13 protein-coding genes are annotated in these 22,227 nt (G+C 73.1%); 8 read left to right on the top strand and 5 right to left on the bottom strand.

The features are described from left to right. The first annotated feature begins 423 nt into the window (after positions 1-423). Together ER308_RS14055 and ER308_RS14050 are read left to right on the top strand one after the other, a co-directional pair. On the top strand, positions 424-3,006 hold the full coding sequence (locus ER308_RS14055; protein ID WP_205745622.1) for a bifunctional FO biosynthesis protein CofGH: 2,583 nt from the start codon (positions 424-426) through the stop codon (positions 3,004-3,006). Beyond that, on the top strand, positions 3,003-3,881 hold the full coding sequence (locus tag ER308_RS14050; RefSeq protein WP_131155567.1) for a thioesterase family protein: 879 nt from the start codon (positions 3,003-3,005) through the stop codon (positions 3,879-3,881). Before ER308_RS14055 ends, ER308_RS14050 begins: the two co-directional genes overlap by 4 nt. Here ER308_RS14050 and ER308_RS14045 read toward each other — a convergent pair whose 3' ends face one another. After that, a complete protein-coding gene (locus ER308_RS14045) occupies positions 3,882-6,206 on the bottom strand; it encodes a xanthine dehydrogenase family protein molybdopterin-binding subunit (protein ID WP_131155566.1) in 2,325 nt (774 codons plus the stop codon). A 163-nt stretch (positions 6,207-6,369) separates the two neighbouring features. Here ER308_RS14045 and ER308_RS14040 point away from each other — a divergent pair, with 163 nt between their 5' ends. From ER308_RS14040 to ER308_RS14030, 3 genes are all read left to right on the top strand, one after another. Continuing rightward, a complete protein-coding gene (locus ER308_RS14040) occupies positions 6,370-6,579 on the top strand; it encodes a heavy-metal-associated domain-containing protein (protein ID WP_131155565.1) in 210 nt (69 codons plus the stop codon). Between the two features lie 173 nt (positions 6,580-6,752). Further along, on the top strand, positions 6,753-9,377 hold the full coding sequence (locus tag ER308_RS14035; RefSeq protein ID WP_131155564.1) for a putative bifunctional diguanylate cyclase/phosphodiesterase: 2,625 nt from the start codon (positions 6,753-6,755) through the stop codon (positions 9,375-9,377). 87 nt (positions 9,378-9,464) lie between these two features. Then, positions 9,465-10,316 carry a M15 family metallopeptidase gene (locus ER308_RS14030; protein WP_131155563.1) on the top strand — a complete coding sequence of 284 codons (852 nt, stop codon included), beginning with the start codon at positions 9,465-9,467 and terminating at the stop codon, positions 10,314-10,316. 28 nt (positions 10,317-10,344) lie between these two features. On the opposite strand, the gene ER308_RS14025 is transcribed toward ER308_RS14030, so the two are convergent. Beyond that, a complete protein-coding gene (locus ER308_RS14025; RefSeq protein ID WP_205745621.1) occupies positions 10,345-11,124 on the bottom strand; it encodes an aspartate dehydrogenase in 780 nt (259 codons plus the stop codon). Between the two features lie 97 nt (positions 11,125-11,221). On the opposite strand from ER308_RS14025, the gene ER308_RS14020 reads away from it, so the two are divergent. Next, positions 11,222-12,646 (top strand): MmgE/PrpD family protein, encoded by a 1,425-nt coding sequence (locus ER308_RS14020; RefSeq protein ID WP_205745620.1) that lies wholly within the window; start codon positions 11,222-11,224, stop codon positions 12,644-12,646. Between the two features lie 8 nt (positions 12,647-12,654). Here ER308_RS14020 and ER308_RS22845 read toward each other — a convergent pair whose 3' ends face one another. Continuing rightward, positions 12,655-15,564: a helix-turn-helix transcriptional regulator gene (locus tag ER308_RS22845; protein WP_131155561.1), complete on the bottom strand. Its 2,910-nt coding sequence runs from the start codon at positions 15,562-15,564 to the stop codon at positions 12,655-12,657. 193 nt (positions 15,565-15,757) lie between these two features. On the opposite strand from ER308_RS22845, the gene ER308_RS14010 reads away from it, so the two are divergent. Continuing rightward, positions 15,758-16,126, top strand: coding sequence for a hypothetical protein (locus ER308_RS14010; RefSeq protein WP_131155560.1), 369 nt, complete (start codon positions 15,758-15,760; stop codon positions 16,124-16,126). Positions 16,127-16,142: 16 nt separating this feature from the next. On the opposite strand, the gene tcuA is transcribed toward ER308_RS14010, so the two are convergent. Together tcuA and ER308_RS14000 are read right to left on the bottom strand one after the other, a co-directional pair. Next, positions 16,143-17,615 (bottom strand): FAD-dependent tricarballylate dehydrogenase TcuA, encoded by a 1,473-nt coding sequence (gene tcuA, locus ER308_RS14005; protein ID WP_131155559.1) that lies wholly within the window; start codon positions 17,613-17,615, stop codon positions 16,143-16,145. 78 nt (positions 17,616-17,693) lie between these two features. Then, positions 17,694-19,313 carry a thiamine pyrophosphate-binding protein gene (locus ER308_RS14000; RefSeq protein ID WP_131155558.1) on the bottom strand — a complete coding sequence of 540 codons (1,620 nt, stop codon included), beginning with the start codon at positions 19,311-19,313 and terminating at the stop codon, positions 17,694-17,696. Positions 19,314-19,498: 185 nt separating this feature from the next. Here ER308_RS14000 and acnA point away from each other — a divergent pair, with 185 nt between their 5' ends. After that, complete coding sequence (gene acnA / locus ER308_RS13995) at positions 19,499-22,207, top strand: aconitate hydratase AcnA (RefSeq protein WP_131157032.1); 2,709 nt, start codon at positions 19,499-19,501, stop codon at positions 22,205-22,207. The last annotated feature ends 20 nt before the right edge of the window (positions 22,208-22,227 follow it).

Genomic DNA, 22,227 nt, shown 5'->3' with positions numbered 1-22,227 from the left:
CTGTGGACAGGACCGGCTCAGCTAACCGCCGGTCTTGTCCACACCGCCCGGCGCCACCAGTCGCCAACGACCAGCTCTGGACGCAACCATCAGCCCGCACCGGCGCTCGTGTCCACACCTCGCCGGTTCTGTGCCGCAGCCGGCGGCGGTGTGGACACGATGGCAGCCTCCGCCAGCGCTCGTGTCCACACCTCGCCGACAGCTCGCGCCGAACCCGACGCCGAACCCGAACGCCGAACCTGGGCGGCGAGCCCGAGCGCCGAGTCAGATCGCCGAGCCGGACAGCGGGCCCGAGCGGCGGGCCGAGCGCCGAGCCGGACGGCGCTGCCCCGCGCCTGCCGCACTCGTGGCACGATCACCGCCGACGGTCCGACCGCTCGACCCCCAGCGGCCTGAACACGGCCGACCCGAGGAGGATCTGTGATGACCGATCTGCCCCATGGTCTGCGACGCGCGCTCGCCAGGGCCGATGCCGGCAAGACCCTGTCCGCGGACGAGGCGGCCTGGCTGCTCACCGCCCGCGGGGAGGCGCTCGAACGGCTCTGCGCCACGGCCGCTCGGGTGCGCGACCAGGCGTTCGGGGAGGTGGTGACCTACTCGCGCAACGTGTTCGTCCCGCTCACCCACCTCTGCCGTGACGCCTGCGGCTACTGCACGTTCGCGCACCCGCCCCGTGAGGGGGAGGCGGCGTTCCTCACCCCCGAGCAGGTCACCGAGATCGCCGCCCGCGGCCGCGAGGCCGGCTGCAAGGAGGCGCTGTTCACCCTCGGCGACGCGCCGGAGGAGCGCTACGACGCCGCCCGCGACTGGCTCGCCGCGCGGGGTTACGAGACCACGCTGGAGTACCTGCGCGCGGTCTCGATCGCGGTGATCGAGGAGACCGGGCTGATCCCGCACCTCAACCCCGGCGTGCTGTCGTGGACCGAACTGCAGACGCTGAAGCAGGTCTCGGGCTCGATGGGGATGATGCTCGAGTCGACCAGCCCGAGGTTGCTGGAGCAGGGCGGCGCGCACTACGGCGCACGGACGACCAAGACCCCCGAGGTCCGCCTGAAGGTGCTCGAGGACGCGGGGCGGGCGAGCGTGCCGTTCACCAGCGGGATCCTCGTCGGCATCGGCGAGGACGAGCACGAGCGCGCCGACGCGCTGCTCGCGCTCGCGGCGACCGCCAAGCGCTACGGCCACCTGCAGGAGGTGATCGTCCAGAACTTCCGGGCGAAGCCGCGGACCCACATGGCCGATCACCCCGAGCCCGACCACGACGAGCTGCGGGCCGCGCTCGCCGTCGCGCGCCTGCTGCTGCCGGTCAAGGTGAGCGTGCAGGCGCCCCCGAACCTCTCGCCGGGCGAGGTCGCCGGCCTCGTGGCGGCCGGGGCGGACGACCTCGGCGGCGTCTCCCCGGTCACGATCGACCACGTCAACCCGCAGCACGCATGGCCCGAGCTCGACGCGCTGGAGGCGGAGATCACCGGCACCGGCAAACGGCTGGTCGAGCGGCTGGCCGTCCGCCCCGAGTACGTCCGCCGACCCGACCCCTGGCTGGCGGGCCGGATGCGCCCGGTCGTGCAGGCGCTCGCCGACGAGCACGGCCTCGCCCGCCCCGGCGCGCGCCCGGAGCCGATGCCGTGGCAGGACCCCGACCCGATGGACGACCCGCTGGGCCGCGGCTCGGGCGACGACGCCCGTTGGCGCGACGCCTCCGCCGGCGAGGGGGTGACCGCGCACGCCCGGGGCGAGGCGACCCTGCGACAGGACGCCGAGGACGTGTACGGCGACAGTGCGGCGATCGCCGCGAGCACCACCACCGCCCGGCTACGCGAGGACGATGGCCAAGTCGTCGGCCCGCGCACCGGCGCCGCCCCACGGAACGGGGGCACCGCCAGCGCCGAGGTGGGCGCGATCCTGCGACGCGCCGAGGACGGCACCCCGCCCACCGAGGCCGAGGCGCAGGTGCTGCTCGAGACCAGCGGCGACGACCTCGCCGCCCTCACCCGCACCGCCGACGCGGTCCGCGCGGCGCTGGTCGGCGACACGGTCACCTACGTCGTCAACCGCAACATCAACTTCACCAACATCTGCTACACGGGCTGCCGCTTCTGCGCGTTCGCCCAGCGTCGTGACGACCCCGACGCCTACGAGCTGTCGCTGGAGCAGGTCGCCGACCGAGCGGAGGAGGCGCAGGCCCGCGGCGCGACCGAGGTGTGCCTGCAGGGCGGGATCCACCCCGACCTCGGCGGTGACGCGTACTTCACGATCCTCGACGCGATCCGTGCGCGCACGCCCGAGCTGCACATCCACGCGTTCAGCCCGATGGAGGTCGTCAACGGGGCCACCCGCCTGGGGATCTCGATCCGCGAGTGGCTCACCGAGGCGCGGGCGCACGGCCTCGACTCGATCCCCGGCACCGCGGCGGAGATCCTCGACGACGACGTCCGCTGGGTGCTCACCAAGGGCAAGCTGCCCGCCGACGCGTGGATCGAGGTGGTCACCACCGCCCACGAGCTGGGCATCCCGTCGACGTCGACGATGATGTTCGGCCACGTCGACGCGCCCGAGCACTGGGCCGCCCACCTGCACCTGCTCCGGCGGCTGCAGCTCGAGGGCGCCGACCGTCCCGCGGGGTTCACCGAGTTCGTCCCGCTGCCGTTCGTCCACCAGCAGGCGCCGATCTACCTCGCCGGGCTCGCCCGTCCCGGTCCCACCTGGCTGGAGAGCCTGCGGGTGCACGCGGTCGCGCGGCTGGTGCTGCAAGGCGCCATCGACAACGTGCAGCTCTCGTGGGTGAAGCTCGGCACCGACGCCGCGGCCGAGCTCCTGCGAGCCGGCTGCAACGACCTCGGGGGCACGCTCATGGAGGAGACCATCAGCCGCATGGCCGGCGCCGACCACGGGACGGAGCAGACGCCCGAGCAGCTACGGGCGATCGGGGCCGCCGCCGGGCGCCCAGTGGCCGAGCGGCTGACCGACTACCGGCTCGCCGACACGGCCCACGCCAGCGCGCTGTGACCGCGTTCTACGAACCCGACGGCCCGTGGGGGCGACCGAGCGACCCGGAGCCGGCGCGAGCCGCCACGGCGGAGGCCGACCGGACGGCCGCCGGTGCGGCGCGGCGGGTGCGAGCCACCGAGCTGACGCGGGGCCCGTGGGGCGAGGCCCAGCACGGCGGGCCGGTCGCCGCGCTGCTCGGCGGCGCGATCGAGCGAGCGACCACCGAGGTGGACGGGCTCGTGGCGCGGATCGCCGTCGAGCTCCTGCGGCCGGTGCCCATCGGGGCGCTGACCGTCTCGGCCGAGGTGCCTCGCCCGGGACGGCGGGCGGCGTGGGCGCTCGCCCGCGTCGAGGCGTCCGAGGGGGACGGCCCGGCCGAGGTCGCCCGCGCCCACGCGTGGGTGCTGCGCACCGAGGACGGGGACGCGCCGACCGTCGAGGACCCGCCTCCGCCACCGCCCGAGGAGGGCGCGGAGCAGCCCTTCTACCCCATGGCGGGCACGGGGTTCGTCGACGCCGTCGACGTGCGATTCACCCGCGGCGAGTGGGTCGCGAGCGGACCCGCCACCGCGTGGTTCCGGTTGCGCGTGCCGGTGATCGCCGACGAGGAGCCCTCGCCGCTGCAACGCGCGCTCGTCGCCGGCGACTGCGGCAACGGGATCAGCGGGGCGGTCGACTTCGCCACCCACACGTACGTCAACCCCGACCTCACCGTCGCGCTGCACCGCGCGCCCCGTGGCGAGTGGGTCGCGATCGACGCCCGCACGACGGTCGGCCCCGGAGGGATCGGGCTGGCCCGCACGACGATCGCCGACCGGCAGGGGGTCGTGGGCGCCGGCAGTCAGAGCCTGCTCGTCCGCTCCCGTCACGGGCCGGCGCACGCCACCGCGTAGCTAGGCCGTCGTGGCCTCGCGCAGGGCCCGCCAGACCCGCTGCGGGGTGAGGGGGAGGTCGACGTGGCGCACGCCGAGGTGGGCGAGCGCGTCGACGGCGGCGTTCTGCACCGCCGGGGGCGAGCCGATCGTCGTGGCCTCCCCCACCCCCCGGGCGCCGAGCGGGTTGAGGTCGGTGGGGGTCTCGGGGGTCAGCAGGTCGAAGTCCGGCAGGTCGGGGGCGCCGGGCACCAGGTAGTTGATGAGGTTCGCGGCCAAGGGGTTTCCGTCCTCGTCGTACGGCAGCTCCTCGAACAGCGCCTGGGCGATGCCCTGGGCGAGGCCACCGTGGCGTTGCCCTTCCGCGAGCAGCGGGTTGAGCACCCGTCCGGCGTCGTCGGCGGCCAGGAACTGCCGCAACGACACGAATCCGGTGTCGGCGTCCACCTCGACGACCGCGACGTGGGTCCCCGACGGGTACGTGGGGCGCTCCTGGGTGAACGTCTCCGCAGCGCGCAGCCCCGGCTCGGTCCCCGCCGGCAACCGGTCGGGGTCCGCCGCCAGTTCCGCGAGCTCGAACCACCCGATGCGCGTCTCCGGCGAGCCGCGCACCCACAATCCGCCGGTGCCGTCGAGCTCGACGTCGTCCACCGAGGCCTCGCGCAGGTGGGCGACGAGGCGCCGGGCCCGCGCGACGACCGAACGCGCCGACTGCACCGCCGCCGAGCCGCCGATCTGCAGCGACCGCGACCCCATCGTCCCCTTGCCGGAGCCCACCTCACGGGTGTCGGAGTGCACGACCCGCACGTCGCCGGGGGAGACACCGAACAGCCCGCTGACGACCTGCGCGAACGCCGTCTCGTGCCCCTGTCCGTGGGGGGAGACGCCGATCCGCACGACGATCTCGTCGGGGGTGACCTCGACGTCGGCGAACTCGTCCCCCACCGAGCCGGTCACCTCGACGTAGGTGGACAGCCCGATGCCGAGCAGCGCACGGTCGCCCGCAGCGCGGCGCTCGGCCTGCTCGCGCCGCAGCGCCTCGTAGTCGACCCGGTGAAGCGCCTGCTCGAGCACCCCGGGATAGTCGCCGCCGTCGTACGTGGCACCGGTGGCCGTCTCGTGGGGGAAGGCCTCGGGGGGGAGGAGGTTGCGGCGGCGCACCTCGGCGGGGTCGAGGCCGAGCTCGGCCGCGACGAGGTCGACGGCGCGCTCGACGAGCGCCGTGGCCTCCGGCCGGCCCGCCCCGCGGTAGGCCGCGATCGGCGTGGTCGTCGTCGCGACGGTTCGCGCTCGGAAGCCGACGCGCGGCACGCGGTACGGGCCGCAGGCCATGAGGTAGCTCCGACCGGGCATGCGCAGGCCCGACAGCGTGGGGTACGCCCCCGCGTCGGTGACCACGTCGATCGCGAACCCGGTCAGGGTCCCGTCGCGGCGCGCGCCGACGCGGACGTGCTGGATGTGCCCTCGTCCGTGGGCCATCGCCGACATCGACTCGGACCGACCCTCCACCCAGCGCACCGGACGCCCCAGCCGGCGAGCGACGGCCGCGACCGCGACGTACTCCGGGTAGCAGAGCAGCTTCGCCCCGAAACCGCCGCCGACGTCCGGTGCGACCACCGCGACTTTCTCGCGGTCGAGACCGACCGCGTCGGCGAGTTGGTCGCGGATACGGAACGGCACCTGCGTCGACACCCAGGCGGTCAGCCCGTCGCCCTCGGGCACCACGAGCGCGGCATTCGGCTCCAGCGGCACGGCGGCGACACGCTGGTTCTCGAAGCGCCCCTCGACGACGAGCTCGGCGTCGGCGAGCGGGTCCTCATCGCCGTCGTCGCGTTCAACGACGAGGTTGGTGCCGTGCCCCGGGAACAACACCGGCGCGTCCTCGGCCAGCGCGTCCTCGGGATCGGTCACCGACTCCAGCGGTTCGTAGTCGACCATCACGAGCTCGGCGGCGTCCTCGGCGGCAGCGCGGCTCTCCGCGACCACGATGGCCACCGCCTCGCCGACGAACCGGACCACGTCGCGGGCCAGTACCGGGCGATCGAGCGTGGTCAGGCCGTCGGGCGCCGGTAGGTCGGGCAGGTCGAGGTCACCTGCGTGGTGGACCGCGAGCACGCCCGGCATGGCAGCGGCCTCCGCCGTGTCGATCTCCCCGAGCCGCGCATGGGCGACGGGCGACCGCACGAACTGCGCCCACCCGGCGCCGGGGACGTCGAGGTTCTCGACGTAACGAGCCCGACCGGTGATGAAGCGCGCGTCCTCGCGACGCGGCGCCGCACCCGCTCCCGGAACCCGACCGTCACCGGGAACGTTGCCGCTGCCTGCGAGACTCGATGAGGATTCCATGACGACGGATCGTAAAGGGGCCCTCGCTATTCGTTCCATCGGACGCGGGGTTCGGGGGTGCCACCCGCGGGACGGATATAGGGTAGGGGGGTAGCGTTACACTGGCGAGCCGAACCCGCCCGTTGGCCCGTTCCTCGAGCCCGAACACCACTTGGAGGACACGATGATCACCGAGCAGATCACCGTCCCGGAGATCCACTGCGGCCACTGCAAGAGTTCCATCGAGGGCGCCCTGCAGCCCCTCGACGGGGTCCTGCGCGCCGAGGTCGACGTCGACGCCCGCAGCGTGACCGTGGACTTCGACCCCGAGACCATCGACCGGGCCGGCCTCATCGGCACCATCGAGGATCAGGGCTACGACGTGCGGCAGTAGGCCGTCACCGCCACGAGACGCACCTGCCGCCCCGCCTCAGGCCATCGGGCAGCGCGCGGTCCACCGGACGGTGCGCGGTCCACCGGGCGACGCGCGGTCCACCGGTTGATCGGACGCGCCTGCGGCCGACGTGGACGGCGTCCGGACTCTGCTGTTCGAAAGGCGCCGTCCCCATGCGCACCGCCCGGTGGGCACACGGCCACGCCCTGGCCGCCGGCCTCGTCGTCGGCGCCTTCGTGGCAGCGTCCGAGCCTGCCGTGCACAGCGCCCTCTACAACGTCGTCGCCCTCAGCGCGCTCGGGGCCGCGGTCCTCGGCGTCCGTCGCCACCGACCGGCTCACGCCGGGCCGTGGTGGCTGCTCTGCGCCGCCCTGGGCCTGGTCGTCGCGGCCAACCTCCTCTGGCTCGCGTTCGAGCACGCCAGCCTCGACCCCGCCCCGCTCAACGCCGTCTACCTCGCGTCGTACGGGGCCGCGGTGGCTGCGACCGTCTCCCTGATCCGACACCGCTCGCCGGCGGTCGACCGGGGCAGCCTGCTCGACGCCGCGATCGTCACCACCGGCGTGGCGATCATCGTCTGGGTGTTCGTCGCCCAGCACGCCTGGGCCGACACCACCCTCGGCCCCGTAGAGCGGGTGGTCGCCACCTCCTACCCGCTGCTCGCGCTCGCGCTCCTGGCGGTCGTGGTGCGGCTCATGTTCGGCGTCGGCACCCGCGGACCCTCGTACTGGTACTTGACCGCCGGACTGGGCGCGCTCTTCATCGCGGAGCTGTCGAACGCGGTGCTGCTGCTCGAGGGCACCGCGGGCGCCGGAAGCTTCCCCGAAGCCGTGCGCCTCGTGGCGTTCGGTCTGTTCGGCGCCGCGGTGTTGCACCCGTCGGTCCGGCGGGTCGCGGAACGCGGACAGCCCGCGCGGATGCAGTTGACCCGCCCGCGCCTGGTGGCCCTGTGGGTCGCCTCCTCGGCTGCCCCGGCGACGCTCGTCGTGCGCCTCGAAGGCGGGGTCTCGACGGAGCTGTTGGTCATCGCGTTCGGCGCGATCGCCCTGTTCACGCTGGTCGTCCTGCGCATGTGGGGCCTGCTCACCACGCTCGCGACCTACCTGCGCCGGGAGAACGAGGACCGCTTCCGCGCGCTCGTCGAGAACGCCGACGACACGATCATGGTCGTCGACGAGTCGTTCCGGCCGACCTACGTGAGCCCGTCGGTGCAGCGCGTCTGGGGCTACGACCCCGACGAGCCGGAGGCGCTGGGCATTCAGGCGATCCATCCCGACGACCGGACCCACGCCAAGCACGCGCTCGATCGGGTGCGCTCGGCCTCCCCGGAGACGTCGGTCACCATCGAGGGCCGGATGCGCCACGCCGACGGACGCTGGCGGTACTTCGAGGCCGACCTGAGCGATCAGCGCGACCACCCCGCGATCGGCGGGGTGGTCGTCACCATCCGCGACGCCACCCAGCGCCGGGACCTCGAGGAGCAGCTCACCCATCAGGCCTTCCACGACGAACTCACCGGCCTGCCGAACCGCTCCCTGCTCCTGGAGCGGACCACGACCGCGCTGAATCGGCTGCGCTCGGGGGACGACGGGTTCGTGGCGGTGCTCCTCTGCGACCTCGACGACTTCAAGACGGTCAACGACAGCCTCGGCCACACGCGCGGCGACGAGCTGTTGCAGACGCTCGCCCGGCGACTCCGGGAGGAGATCCGCGTCGGCGACACGGCCGCGCGTCTCGGCGGCGACGAGTTCGCCCTGCTCATCCCCCACGCCGAATCCGTCGAGGAGCTCCTCCAGGCCGCCACCCGCATCCTCGACTCGGTCAGCCGACCCGTGACGATCGCCACCCAACGCCTCGAACCGAAGGTCAGCATGGGCATGGCGGTCTCGAGCCCTCGGCACTCTGCGGTGGAGCTGCTGCGCGACGCGGATGCCGCGATGTACCAGGCCAAGCACAGCGGCAAGGGCGGCCTGCAGATCTTCGAACCCGCGATGCACGCGCAGGCGTTGCGCCGGCTCCAACTCAAGGCGGACCTGCGCACCAGCCTCGATCTCGGTGAGGTCACGGTGGCGCTGCAACCCCTCCATGCCATCGACACGAACGCGGTCTGGGGGGTCGAGGCACTGGCACGGTGGTCGCATCCCCGGCTCGGGACCATCCCGCCCTCAGAGTTCATCCCCTTGGCCGAGGAGTCGGGCCTCATCACCGAACTCGGCAACTTCGTCCTCGCGCGAGCGTGCCGGGATGTCGCGGGGTTGCGGGCCGAGACCGAGGCCGACCTGTTCGCGACCGTCAACGTGTCCGCGGTCCAGCTGGCCGACCCCACCCTGATCTCCGCCGTCACGGCGGCCCTGGAGCACAGCGGGTTGCCCGCCGCACGGCTCACCCTGGAGCTCACCGAGAGCGTCTTCCTCGACTACGATCCCGCCGTGCACGAGACGCTCGAGGGCTTGCGCCGGGTCGGCGTGAAACTCGCGATCGACGACTTCGGGACCGGCTACTGCTCCCTCGCCTACCTGGGACGCTTCCGCTTCGACCTGGTCAAGATCGACAAGCACTTCATCGACGAGCTCGCCCGGCCCGACGCCGACGCGCGGCTCACGTTCGGCATCCTCGAACTGATCGAGTCGCTCGAGGTCCCCGCGGTCGCCGAGGGCATCGAGACGGTTGGGCAGTTGGAGCAGCTGGAACGCGCCGGCTGCCAACTCGGGCAGGGCTTCCTGTGGAGCGCCCCTTGCTCCCGGCAGGAGATCCGCCAACTCGTGCGCCACTGCAGCACGCCCGCGCTCAAGGCCTAGCGCCACCGCGCTACGGTTGCCCCGTCGCCGACCGCCCCTCGGTCGGCGTGACCGCGATCCTCCGCCCACCGGAGCGAACGGCCTCCGATGCCCACCTCCCCAACGGCGCCCGACCGGCTCGACCGGCCCGGGCGGGTCGAGCCGGCTGTCCGCACGGGGCGCCAGCGCGTGCTGCGCGTGGTCGCCCTGCTGTGCGCCGTCGCCGGCGTTGTCGTCCTGGCCAGCGCCCTTCTCGAGGCCGTACCGGGTGCTTCGCGGGACGCGACCCCACGAACGGACGGGGAGCTGTCGGAGCTGTCCGGCCAGGGTCACGGTGGCGGCGAGCGGCTTCGTTCCGTCCACGAGGGCGCCGCGGAGGACGGGGTCGGCGAGAACGAGGCGCTGGACGAGGGCGAGGAAGCGGTCGCCCGGCTCGAAGGAGGGGTGGCCGGCGCCTTCGATCCCTTGCCGTTCGAGGCCGACGCCGGTGGGCGGATCGAGCCGGACCCCGAGTGGGTCGACGAGCACGTCGTGACCGCGGAGGTGCCGCTGCTCGACGCGCCGGTGCGCTGCCACCGCAAGCTCGTGCCCCCGCTCGAGGGCGCGCTGGGCGAACTCGAGGAGCGCGGGCTCGGCCACCTCATCGATCCCGACCAGTACGGGGGGTGCTGGGTGCCGCGGCACATCCTCCACGAGCCCGACCGGGCGCTCTCGCTGCACGCGTGGGGGCTTGCCATCGACCTCAACGTCGAGGACAACCCCTACGGGCGTGAGCCGGAGATGGACCAGCGGGTCGTGGACACGTTCACGCGCTGGGGCTTCGCGTGGGGTGGGCACTGGCGCACGCCGGACGGGATGCACTTCGAGCTGCGCGAACTGCGCGAGGAGCCCGCCGAACGCGACGCCCAACTCCCCGACGGGCGCGTGCGGGCACGGCTCGAGCGCCCCGCCCCGGCCTGACAGCACGAGCGGCGCCGGCGTCCTCGGGTCACGCGCCCACGACCTCGGGGGCGTGTCGCGCCTGCAGGGCCCGCAGGACGCTGTAGGCGGTCACGGCACTCGTGCGCGGGTTCTCGGGCGAGGGCCGGTTGCGGATCCGGAACTCGTAGGCGCCCGCCGCGGCCTCGACCGTCACGAGATGCTCGACCAGATCCGCGTCCGGGTCGGCCACCACCTCGACCTCCAGGGCGTCGAGACCCACGGTGGCAAGAGCGAGGGTCGCCGCCACGTTGACCGACTCGGGGAAGGCCCGAGCGGCCTCCCGGGCGGGCCCACCGAAGACGACCACCCGCTCGTCGCCACGCTCGAGCCGTGCCCGCACGCGTTCGTCCATCCACGGCCGTGCGAGCACGGCGGGCGGCTTCGTCGTTCGCAGCGCGACGCGCTCGAACGGCCCCGCGAGCCGCGCCGCGCCCAGCAGGTCGAGGCCGCCCAGCGCGCCCGCCGAGAGCAGGAGCCGCCCCTGACCGGCCCCGCGCAGCCGATCGTGCAGCGCGTCGTCGGTGAGCGCCCCGACGCTGACCACGAGGAGGTCGACCCCGCTCGCGACGACGGCGGGACCGTGTGCACGCAGCGCGTCGTGACCGGCCGCCTCCACGACCAGGTCGCTGGCCTCGGCCAGCGCCTCGACGGAGTCGAGCGCCTGCGGGCTGTCCCCGGAACGTGTCAGGATCCCCGCCGCTTCCGTGCCGGGCACCTCGCCGGCGCGCAGCACCGCGTGCACGATCGCGCCGATCGCGCCGTACCCGATCAGCCCGACTCGTGTCATCGCCACCCGTTCACCCCCTCGCCGCTGGTCGTCCGGCAGCGTAGGCGTTCGTACCGGGCCGGCTCGACGCGACCACCGCACGATGATCGAGGAGCCCATGTCCCCGAGCCCGCAGCCACCCTCCGATCCGGCCGACGGCGACCACGCCGACCCGTGGTCCGCAGCCATCGCGGCCTACGCCACCCGGCCACCGGAGCCCATGCCGGCGGCGCTCACGCGGGCGACCGTCGACCGCGTGGCCGACGCGGTCGGCTGCGCGCTGGGGGCGGGCGCCGAGGACCCCGCGCCGCGGTCGGTGCACCGGTTCGCCGACCACGGGGGCGATCATCCGGTCTGGGGCACGCCGTACGCGGCAGCCGATCCCGCCACCGCCGCGCTGGCGAACGCCGCCCTGGTGCGGTACCTGGACGCCAACGACGCCTACCACGGCATCGAGCCGATCCATCCGAGCGACGTGATCCCCGCCGTGCTCGCCGCGGCGCGGCTGGGGGACGCACCGGCCACGACGGCGCTCGACGGGATCGCGACCGCCTACGAGGTGGCCATGACTGCCGCGGACGCCATCGCGCCGACACCGCGGGGCTTCGACCACGTGAACGTCACCATGCTCGGCGCCGTCGCCGGCTGCGCCCGCGCGATCGGACCGTCGACCGCGCAGGCGACGCACGCGGTCGCGATCGCGGTCACGAGCCACGTGGCACTGCGCCAGACGCGCACGGGCCGCATCTCGATGTGGAAGGCCTTCGCGGCCGCCGACGCCTGCCGCCACGCCCTCGAGTCGGCTCGGCTGGCCGCCGCCGGGGTCGAGGGTCCGGGTCAGCCGTTCGTCGGCACGGCGGGCCTCTTCCCGCTGGCGCTGGGGATCCCCGCCGGCGTGGGGGAGGCACCGGTGCTCCGCCTGCCACCGACCACGCCCGAACGCCTGCCGAACTCGCAGGTCAAGCCCTATCCCTGCGGATCGACGATCCAAGCACCGGCGCACGCCGCACTCCGGCTCGTCGAGCGCGGCGTCGCCGCTCGCGACATCGCGCGGGTCGACATCCACGTCGGCCCCGAAACCCGGTCGCTCCACGCTGGCCCCGACAAGCTGCATCCCCGAACCCGTGAGACCGCGGACCACTCCGTACCGTTCGTCGTCGCGTGCATCCTCACGCACGGCGAGCTGTCGATCGCCAGCTTCGCGGACGAGATCGTCCACGACGCGGAACTGCACGCCTTCCTCGAGCACCGCGTCCGAGTGCTCGACGATCCGGCACTCGACGGCGGCCACGACCGCGGATTCCCGACGCGGGTGGAGGTGATCCGCCACGACGGGTCGAGCGTACGGGAGGAGGTCGCCGATCCGCCCGGTGCCCCGCGGTCGCCGCTGTCACCGGAGACACTGCGGCGCAAGTTCGAGGATCTCGGGCGGCGGTCGGCGCTCGCCGACGGCGGCGCGGCCGCGTGGGAGGCCGTTCGGGCACTCGGCGAACCCGGAGGACGGATCGAGGCCCTCGAGCGGGCCCTTCGTGCGCCGCGGTGAGCGGCGCGTCAGGTCGTCAGGCCGAGGCGGTGCGCGAGCGCGGCGGCCTCGCCGCGGTTGGCGACCCCTAGCTTTCGGAGCATGTTGGAGACGTGGACGCTCGCGGTCTTCTCGCTGATGTAGAGACGGGACGCGATCTGGGCGTTGGTGCGGCCGTCGGCGACCAGGCGCAGCACCTCGGTCTCCCGCCCGGTGAGACCGAGTTCCGCGTCGGGGCCCGGCGCCGCGGCGTCGAGCTCGACGCGCGCCCGCCGGGCGAGGTCAGCGATGTCCTCCCGGAGCGGCTCGGCGCCCAGGTCGCGTGCGGTCGCCACTGCCGACGCGAGCAGGTCGCGGACCCCGGCACGTCGTTCGGCGTCGAGCACGGCCTGTGCCTGGCGGTAGCGCGCGTACGCCCCGTGGTAGACGAGTCCGAGCTCGTCGCAGCGCGCGACGGCAGCGCCCCATCGGTCGACCTCGTCGGGGGCTCCGACCACGCGCGCGTACTCGGCCTCGGCGAGCGCCAGCCACACCGGCACCGCACGGCGGACGCTCGGAAGGCGCGCCGCGAGCTCCCGGCAGGCGGCCAAGATCGAGTCCGGCAGGTCGGGCTCGAGCCGCCGGCGCACCCGTGGGTCCCCCGATGCACGCAGCAGGAAGGCGAGCAACTCGAGCGTGTGCTCGTCGGGGTCGTCCTCGATCGGTGGGCAATGCCGCACCATGTCGACCACCTCGTCGATGTCACCGGCCGACAGGGCGACCCACGCGTGCGCCCGTTGGTACACGGCGTTCGACAGCTCGTTGCGGTCCGCGCCGGCCTCCCGCGCGGCCGCCAGCTCGTCGCGGGCCGCGCCGAGGTCGCCACGCGCGGCCCGCAGCTGCGCGCGGGTCCCGTGGGCCCAACCGGCGCCCACCCCACCGGTGTCGCGCGGGGCGGCGGTCAGCACCTCGTCGGCCAGCTGCCAGCGCCCGATGAGCATCGCCGGCCGTGCGACGTTGCAGGCGAGCGCGGCCCCGAAGCCCCGGTGCTGACCCGACTCGTGCGCGCGCTCCAAGCCCTGCGTGGCGGCGGCGATCGCCTCCTCGAACCGCGCGAGGTGCGCCAGCGCGTTCGCCTCGTTGAGGTACGAACGCGCGTGTTCGTCCAGCGAGCCGAGCTCCAGCGCGATCGCCCGGCCCTCCCCCAGGAGCTTCAGGCCGTGCTCGCCGCCCTGCTGCGCCAGGCTGGTCCCCAGGGTAATGAGGACGTTGGCCTCGATGTCGCGCGCGCCGACCCGCTCGGCGAGGGCCAGGGCCTGCTCCGCGTAGGCCACGGACTCCTGTGTCTGCCGGCGCAGCATGAGGATCTGGCTGTTGCCGGCCAGGATGCGGGCGCGGTCGCGTGCCGACGCCTCCGCCGGCAGCTGCTCCAGGGCCGCACCGTAGTCCGCGACCGCAGCGTCGCTGTCACCCGCGAGCCACCGGTAGCGGCCGAGTCGTTCGAGCATCAACGCCCGCTGGGTGGGCTCCGGGTCCGCCTCCTCGAGGGCCTGCTCCTGGAGGGCGACCGCGCGACGGGCCTCGCCGGCGAGGTACGAGAGCTCCGCGGCCCAGCGCGAGAGCGCCGCATGGTCGATGCCCGCGCGCTGCTCGACGGCGGGGACCTGCGGCCAGAGCTCGAGGGCCCGCTCGACGTGCTGCCGTGCCTCGGCCACCCCCGCGACCGCCTCGGCTTCACGGGCGGCCTCCAGCGACGCGGTCAGCGAGCGTGACTGGTCGTTCGCGGCGTGCCAGTGATGCGCGAGCTCGGCGGCCGCCGACTGCGTCGCCAGCCCGGGCTCGGCCTCGATGTGGGTCGCCAGCTGGGTGTGCAGCCGCTCCCGCTCGCCGGGCAGCAGCGTCGAGTACACCGCTTCGGCCAGCAGGCGGTGACGGAAGGCGTACGCCCCGGACCGCGGGTCGGTGACGAGCACGGCTCGGTCGACGGCAGCGCGCACCGCGGCGTCCAGGTCCTCCCCCTCGAGCCCCGTCACGCGCCCCAGTAGCTCGTGATGGACCCGCCCCTTCGTGGCGGCCACGGCGCGAACGACCGGTGCCGCCGCGTCCGGCAGCGCCTCCACCGACACGAGGAGGAGCTCGCGCAGGGAGTCCGGGAGCTCCGCATCGGCGTCGATGCCCGCCGCCCCCAGCTCCTCGGCGAGGAAGGGGTTGCCACCCGACCGCTCGTGCACGCGTTGCAGCAGCTCGGGACCCGGGGCCTTGCCGGTGACCGCCTCGAGCAGGCGGCCGAGCGCGACTCGGTCGAGGGTCCCGAGATCCACGCGCTCCGCGCCGTCGGTGCGCTGGATGCGCGCCAGCACCGGACGGAGCGGATGGTCCCGGTGCAGCTCGTCGGTGCGGTAGGTCACCACGAGCATGGCGCCGACGTCCCGGAGGCTGTGCGCCAGGAACCCCAGCAGGTCTCGCGTCGAGGTGTCGGCCCAGTGCAGGTCCTCCATGACGAGCACCAGCGGCCGCTCGGCTGCCAGCCGCTGCACCAGACGCAGGAGGGACTCGAACAGGCGGACCTGCGATGACGGGTCCAGCGGCAGCTCCGGCGTGCGGGGTTCCTCGGTCGGGCGCAGCGCGGGCGACACGCGGGCGAGTTCACCGGCCTCGTCACCCGCGAGCTGGTGCAGCCTCGGGATCCCGGCCTCGCCCTCCAACTGGCGGAGCATCTCGACCACGGCCGCGTAGGGCATGCCGCCCTCGCTCAACTCCAGGCACCTGCCCGAGAGGACGCGCGCGCCCCGCCCCTGCGCGCGCTCGGCGAACGTCTCGACCAGCCGGGTCTTGCCCACTCCCGCCTCGCCACCGAGCAACACCGTGGTCGGCGCGTGTCGTGTGGCGCGATCGAAGGCCGCGTCGAGCCGCGCGAACTCCTCGTCACGGCCGACGAGTGCCGTCGTGCGGGTGGCCATGGCAACAGTGTGCCGCGCGTGCCGGGGTCCTCGCGCGCGCGGCGCCCGCCAGGACCGGTCACCGCCCTCGCGGTCGGTCTAAGCGGAACCGAGGTCGATCTAGGGATGTTGCCTCAGGCGGCGGCCGCCTCCTCATTCCTAGCTTCGCGAGCAGCGGCCCGAAAGGCCGTCAGCCACGAGCGAGGAGACCGTCATGGAAACGACCACATCCGCGCGCCGAGTACCCCGGGGCCACGCCGGCATCGCGTTCGCGGCCGCCCTCACGCTGTTGCTCGCGGCGTGCGCTCCCGGCGAGACGGGAGCGGACTCCCCGACCGAGGGCGGCGCCGACGCCGTCCAGACGGAGGCGGCCCCGTCCGATTCCTCCGAGGATCCCGAGGACTCCGGGACGGACGGAGAGGGCTCCGGGAGGGACGGCGAGGACTCCGGGACGGACGGAGAGCCCCCTGCGGGATCCGACACCGCGCCGGGCGGAACCACGAACGGTGTCTCCATCGAGCGGGAGACCCGACCCAACAGCTGCCCCACCGACTCGGGACGCCACGAGCCGGTGCCCTGCTGAGGCGGGCTCGTGCGGCCTACTGGGCGGCGTGTTCGCCGGCTATCTTCCCGAACACCGACCCGCTGGTCAGCCCCGTGCCGCCGGGATAGTTGAAGTAGAACAGGCCGCCGACGAGCTCCCCGCACGCGTACAGCCCGGAGATGGGGTGCCCGTCGTCGTCGATCACCGCGGCGCGGTCGCTGTCCACCCGCAGCCCCCCGAACGTGAAGGTGATCCCGCAGGTCGTGCCGAACGCTTCGAACGGCGGCTCGGTCAGGGTGTTGGCCCAGTTGGTCTTGTCGACCTCGAGGCCCTCGGTGCGGCGCCCGTCCCGGCGCGTCGGATCGAAGCCGATGTCGGTGCGCACGGCTTCGTTGTAGCGGGCCACCTCGTCGAGGAACCCTTGGGGGTCCACGCCGTCCATCTGCTCGACCAGGCCCTCCAGGGTGTCGGCCTTCGCGCGCGTGACCTCGCGGATGCGGTACTCATCACGCAGCAGGTGCGCGACCTGCTGATCGAACACCTGCCACGCCATCTGGTGGGGCTGGCGCAGGATCTCCTGCCCGTACTTGGCGTAGGTGTAGTTGCGGAAGTCCGCGCCCTCGTCGACGAACCGCCGCCCGTTCGCGTTCACCATCACGCCCCACGGGTAGCTGTGCTTCTGGAAGTGGTCCCCGACCTTGAGGTCGCCGAACTCCGGCGCGTTCAGGTCCCACCCCACCGCGTGGGCACCCGACCAGTTCCCGTACGGGCTGGCACCGATGTCCAGCGCCATGCGGATGCCGTCGCCGGTGTCGAACCGCGTCCCCCGGACCTTCGCGAGGTCCCACCCGGGGCCCAGGCACCGCGTCCGCCACTCGCTGTTGGCCTGGAACCCCCCGGAGGCGAGCACCACGCGTCCCTCGAGCGCCTCGGTCGTCTCCCCGTGCCGCACCCGCACACCGTGCACGCCGCGCTCATCCGCGAGCAGTTCGGTCGCGCGGGTCTCGTAGCGGACCTCGACGCCCTCGCGGGCCGCCTGCTGCTCGAGCGCCTCGATCAGCCCGGGACCGCCTCCGCTGGCCTCGATGGTGAGCCCGCCCCAGAAGCGGAACTTCCCGTCGATCTCGAAAGCCTGACGGCCATAGATCGGCACGAAGCGGACACCCTTGCCGGTCATCCACGCAAGCGTCGGGTGGCTCTTGGTGACCAGTGCCTCCGCGAGCTCGGGGTCGCAACGGAACTCGGTGACCCGCGCCATGTCGTCGAAGAAGTCGCTCGTGGTGTAGGTCCCGAAGTCCGTCTTGGCGCGCTGCTCCTCCGACAGGTCGGGCAACAGCTCCAGCAGGTGCTCCTCGTTCTCGTAGACGACGCGCATCGCGCCGGCGGTGAACGCGGTGTTGCCCCCACGCTCGGCGTACGGGGCACGCTCGAGCACCGTCACCCGGGCACCCTGCTCGCGCGCGGCGAGCGCCGCGCAATACCCGGCATTGCCCGCTCCCACCACGATCACGTGCGGTCCCTCGCTCATGCTCGCTCACTCCTCGATGTCGACTGGGTCCCGGCCCTGTCGGACCTCGTGTGGCGGGCCGCCGAGGCGCCCCGTCGGTCAGAACTGCGAGAGGTACTGGGCGGGATCGATGTGGGCCTCGATCACCAGCGGCCGGTCGCGACCGGCCGACCCCTCGAGCGCCTTCTCGAGGGTCGCGAGGTCGTCGGTGCGCTCCCCGTCGCAGCCCATCGCCTCGGCGAGCCGCACGAGGTCGGACTCCTCGATCCGGGTCGCGGTGCTCGGATAGCCGAGCGCCTGCTGCTTCAGCTCGATGCGGTTGAGGCTGCCGTCCACGAGGACGACCACCACGATCCCGAGACCGAGGCTCGAGGCGAGCTGCAACTCGCCCTGCACCATCGCGAAGCCGCCGTCCCCGATGATCGCGGCGACAGGCGCGCCGGGCACCGCGAGCTGCGCGCCGATCGCCGCGGGTAGCCCGAACCCCATCGACGAGAGCCCGTTGCTCATGAGCGAGGTCCGCGGCTCGTACGTCGTCCACCCCTGGCCCACGAGCAGCTTGTGGCTGCCGACGTCGGTCGTGACGATCGCCTCGCGCGGCAGGGCCGCGCGCACGGCGTCCACCACGTCGGTGGGGTTGAGCCGCCCGTCGACGCGGCCGCGGTAGTACTCGTCGGTGAGCCGCGCCCGGTGCGGCGCGAGATCGGCCTCGGACCACGCGGGCCCGCTGGCGGCCTCCTCGCGCAGCCAGTCCAGCAACGCGGGAATCGCACCCACGACCTCGACGTCGGCCCGGTAGATCTGATCGGTGTTAGCGACCGCATCGACGTGCACGACGGGGGTGTCGATCTCCCACGGCTTGATCAGCTCGACCGGATCGAAGCCGACCGCGAGCACGAGGTCGGCGTCGGCGAGGAAGTCCCAGATCACCTGGTTGCACGCCATGTCGATGACGCCGGCGAACATCGGGTGGTTCTCGGGGAACACCCCCTTGGCCATCGGCGCCACCACCACGGGGATCCCCTCCTCCTCGGCGAGGCGCACGAGCTCGGGCGTCGCGCCGGCCCGCACCGCGGCGATCCCGGCGACGATCACGGGGCGGCGAGCCTCGCGCAGGCTGGCCGTCGGGTCGGCCGTCCCCGGCCGGCGGTGAACCTGTCCGGCGACGGCCGCCGCCTCCATCGGGGGGAGCACGACCTCGTCGTCGGTGGTGGTGGTGGCCTTGGCCACGTCCGCGTTCGTCGTCAGGTGCACGGCCCCCGGCCGCTCGGCGGTCGCGAGCCGCAGCGCCTTGCGCATGATGGTGGCGGTGCTGCCCGCGTCGACGCGGCCGGCCCACTTCGAGATGGGCGCGAACAGCCGCTCGTGCTCGACGACCTGGTGGGTGAAGAAGGGCTCCTTGGCGGTCCCGATCTGCCCACTGATCGCGAGCATGGGGACACGGTCGAGCTGCGCGGCCGCGACACCGTTGACGAGCGCCGTCGAGCCCGGTCCCAGCGTCGAGAGGCACACGCCGAGCCCGCCGGTGGCCATGGACAACCCTTCGGCCATGAAGGCCGCGGTCGGCTCGCGGCGTGCCAGGACCGTCTCGACGCCCCGCTGGCGCGCTCCCTCCATGAACTCGATGTTCGACGTCCCGGGATACCCGAAGACGTAGGGCACGCCGGCTTCGTTGATGAAGTCGGCCATGACGCTCGCCACGCTCGGTCCGTCGGTCACCGGGGCCTCCTGGGAGTGCTACCATGCACAATGCAAAGGGGTCCGAACCATATCAGGCGAAGCCGGCGGAGGGAAGTGCTGCGCGGACCGCGCGCAGGTCACCGCGAGGCGGCCTGCCCCGAGCGTGCTGACGGTCCCCCCGGCCGTTACGCTGCCAACACTTGCGACGAGCCACGGAGGACGCAATGGCCGGCAACAGCTTCGGTGCCCGCAGTTCCCTGGAGGTCGGTGGGGAGCGGTACGAGATCCATCGCCTGGACGCGGTCGACGCCGACCTCGATCGCTTTCCCTACTCGCTCAAGATCCTGCTCGAGAACCTCCTCCGCAACGAGGACGGTGACACGGTCACCCGCGAGCAGATCGAGGACTTCCTCGCCTGGGACCCGAACGCACGGACGCAGAGCGAGACCCTGTTCACGCCGGCCCGCGTCCTGCTGCAGGACTTCACCGGCGTTCCGGCCATCGTGGACTTCGCGGCGATGCGCGACGCGATCGGCGACCTCGGCGGGGACCCCGACGTCGTCGACCCGGCGCTGCCCGCCGACCTGGTGATCGACCACTCGGTCATCGCCGAGGTCGCCGGTGTGCCGGAGGCCTTCGTGCGCAACGCCGAGATCGAGTTCCATCGCAACATCGAGCGGTACCGCTTCCTGCGGTGGGGCCAGGAGGCCTTCAACGCGCTGCGCGTCGTCCCGCCGAGCACCGGGATCGTGCACCAGGTCAACCTCGAGTACCTCGCGCAGGTCGTCTTCACCGACGGCAAGGGCCGCGCCTACCCCGACACCCTCGTCGGCCTGGACAGCCACACCCCGATGATCAACGGCCTCGGCGTGCTCGGCTGGGGCGTGGGGGGCATCGAGGCCGAGGCCGCGATGCTCGGCCAGCCCATCTCGATGCTCGTGCCCAAGGTCGTGGGGCTGAAGCTCTCCGGCGAGTTGCCCGAGGGCACCACGGCGACCGACCTGGTGCTCACGATCACCGAGCTCCTGCGCAGCCACGGCGTGGTCGGCAAGTTCGTGGAGTTCTACGGCCCCGGCGTGGCCGAGGTGCCGCTCGCGAACCGCGCGACGATCGGGAACATGAGCCCCGAGTACGGCTCGACCGCGGCGATCTTCCCGATCGACGACGAGACCCTGCGCTACCTGGAGTTCACCGGCCGGCCGCAGGGGCAGATCGAGCTCGTCGAGCGGTACGCCAAGGAGCAGGGCCTCTTCCACGACCCGAGCCGCGAGGCGCAGTACTCCGAGCACCTCGAGCTCGACCTCTCGACCGTCGTGTCGAGCCTCGCCGGACCCTCGCGCCCCCAGGACCGGGTCGCGCTCACCGAGTCCAAGCATGTGTTCCGCGAGTCGCTCGCTCGCTACACGCAGTGGTCAACCGACGAGGCGCTTGAGGAGACCTTCCCCGCCAGCGACACGCCGACGCCGGAGGAGGACCAACCCAACGGCGTGCTCGTCGAGACCAGCGACGGCGAGCAGTTCCGCCTCAGTCACGGGGACGTCGTGATCGCGGCGATCACCTCGTGCACGAACACCTCGAACCCGCAGGTCATGCTCGGCGCCGGCCTCCTCGCCAAGAACGCCGTGGACGCCGGACTCGAGAGCCAGCCCTGGGTGAAGACCTCCCTCGCGCCGGGGTCGAAGGTCGTGATGGACTACTACCGTGACGCGGGGCTGCTGCCCTACCTGGAGAAGCTGGGGTTCAACCTCGTCGGCTTCGGCTGCACCACCTGCGTGGGCAACTCCGGCCCGCTGTCACCCGAGATCTCGCAGGCCGTGCGGGACAACGACCTCACTGTCGTGTCGGTCCTGTCCGGCAACCGCAACTTCGAGGGGCGGATCAACCCCGACGTGAAGATGAACTATCTCGCGTCGCCACCGCTCGTCGTCGCCTACGCGATCGCGGGGTCGATGGACGTCGACCTCTACCGGGAGCCACTCGGCCGGGCCTCCGACGGCTCGCCGATCTACCTGGCCGACATCTGGCCGAGCTCCGCCGACGTCGAGCAACTGGTCCGTGAGAACATCGACTCGGAGATGTTCCGCAAGAGCTACGCGAACATCCTCGACGGCGACGAGCGGTGGCAGGGCATGGACGCGCCGTCGGGCGACGAGTCCCCCTGGGACCCCAACTCGACCTACGTGCAGAAGCCGCCGTTCTTCGACGAGATGGGCGCCGAGCCCGAGCCGGTGCGCGACATCAGCGGCGCGCGGGTGCTCGCGAAGCTGGGCGACAGCGTGACCACCGACCACATCTCCCCGGCCGGCGCGATCGTCGAGAACACGCCCGCGGGGCAGTACCTGCTCGAGCGGGGCGTCGAGAAGCACGACTTCAACTCCTACGGCGCCCGCCGCGGCAACCACGAGGTCATGATGCGCGGCACGTTCGCGAACGTGCGGCTGCGCAACCAGATCGCGCCCGGCACCGAGGGCGGCGTCACCCTCAAGTTCCCCGAGCGGGAGCAGACGACGATCTACGACGCCGCCATGCGCTACCAGAGGGAGGGCACGCCGCTGGTCGTCCTCGGCGGCAAGGAGTACGGCTCCGGCTCCTCGCGCGACTGGGCGGCCAAGGGCCCGATGCTCCTGGGTGTGCGTGCCGTCCTCGTCGAGACCTTTGAGCGGATCCACCGGTCGAACCTGATCGGCATGGGGGTCCTGCCGCTCGAGTTCCCCGAGGGCGAGTCCGCCGTGACCCTGGGGCTCACCGGCGAGGAGACGTTCGAGATCACGGGCCTCGAGGGCCACCACGAGATCCCGCGCACCGTGACCGTCCGCGCGGACGGCAAGGAGTTCGAGGCCACCGTGCGGATCGACACCGCACTCGAGGCCGCCTACTACCGCCACGGCGGCATCCTGCACTACGTGCTGCGACGGCTGCGGGCCAAGCAGTAGCGGCGACGAGCCAGGCGCGT

It is taken from the genome of Egibacter rhizosphaerae (assembly GCF_004322855.1).
Lineage (GTDB): Bacteria > Actinomycetota > Nitriliruptoria > Euzebyales > Egibacteraceae > Egibacter > Egibacter rhizosphaerae.
Note: the sequence above shows the minus strand (reverse complement) of the source record. Positions and strands in the feature narration are given on the sequence as shown.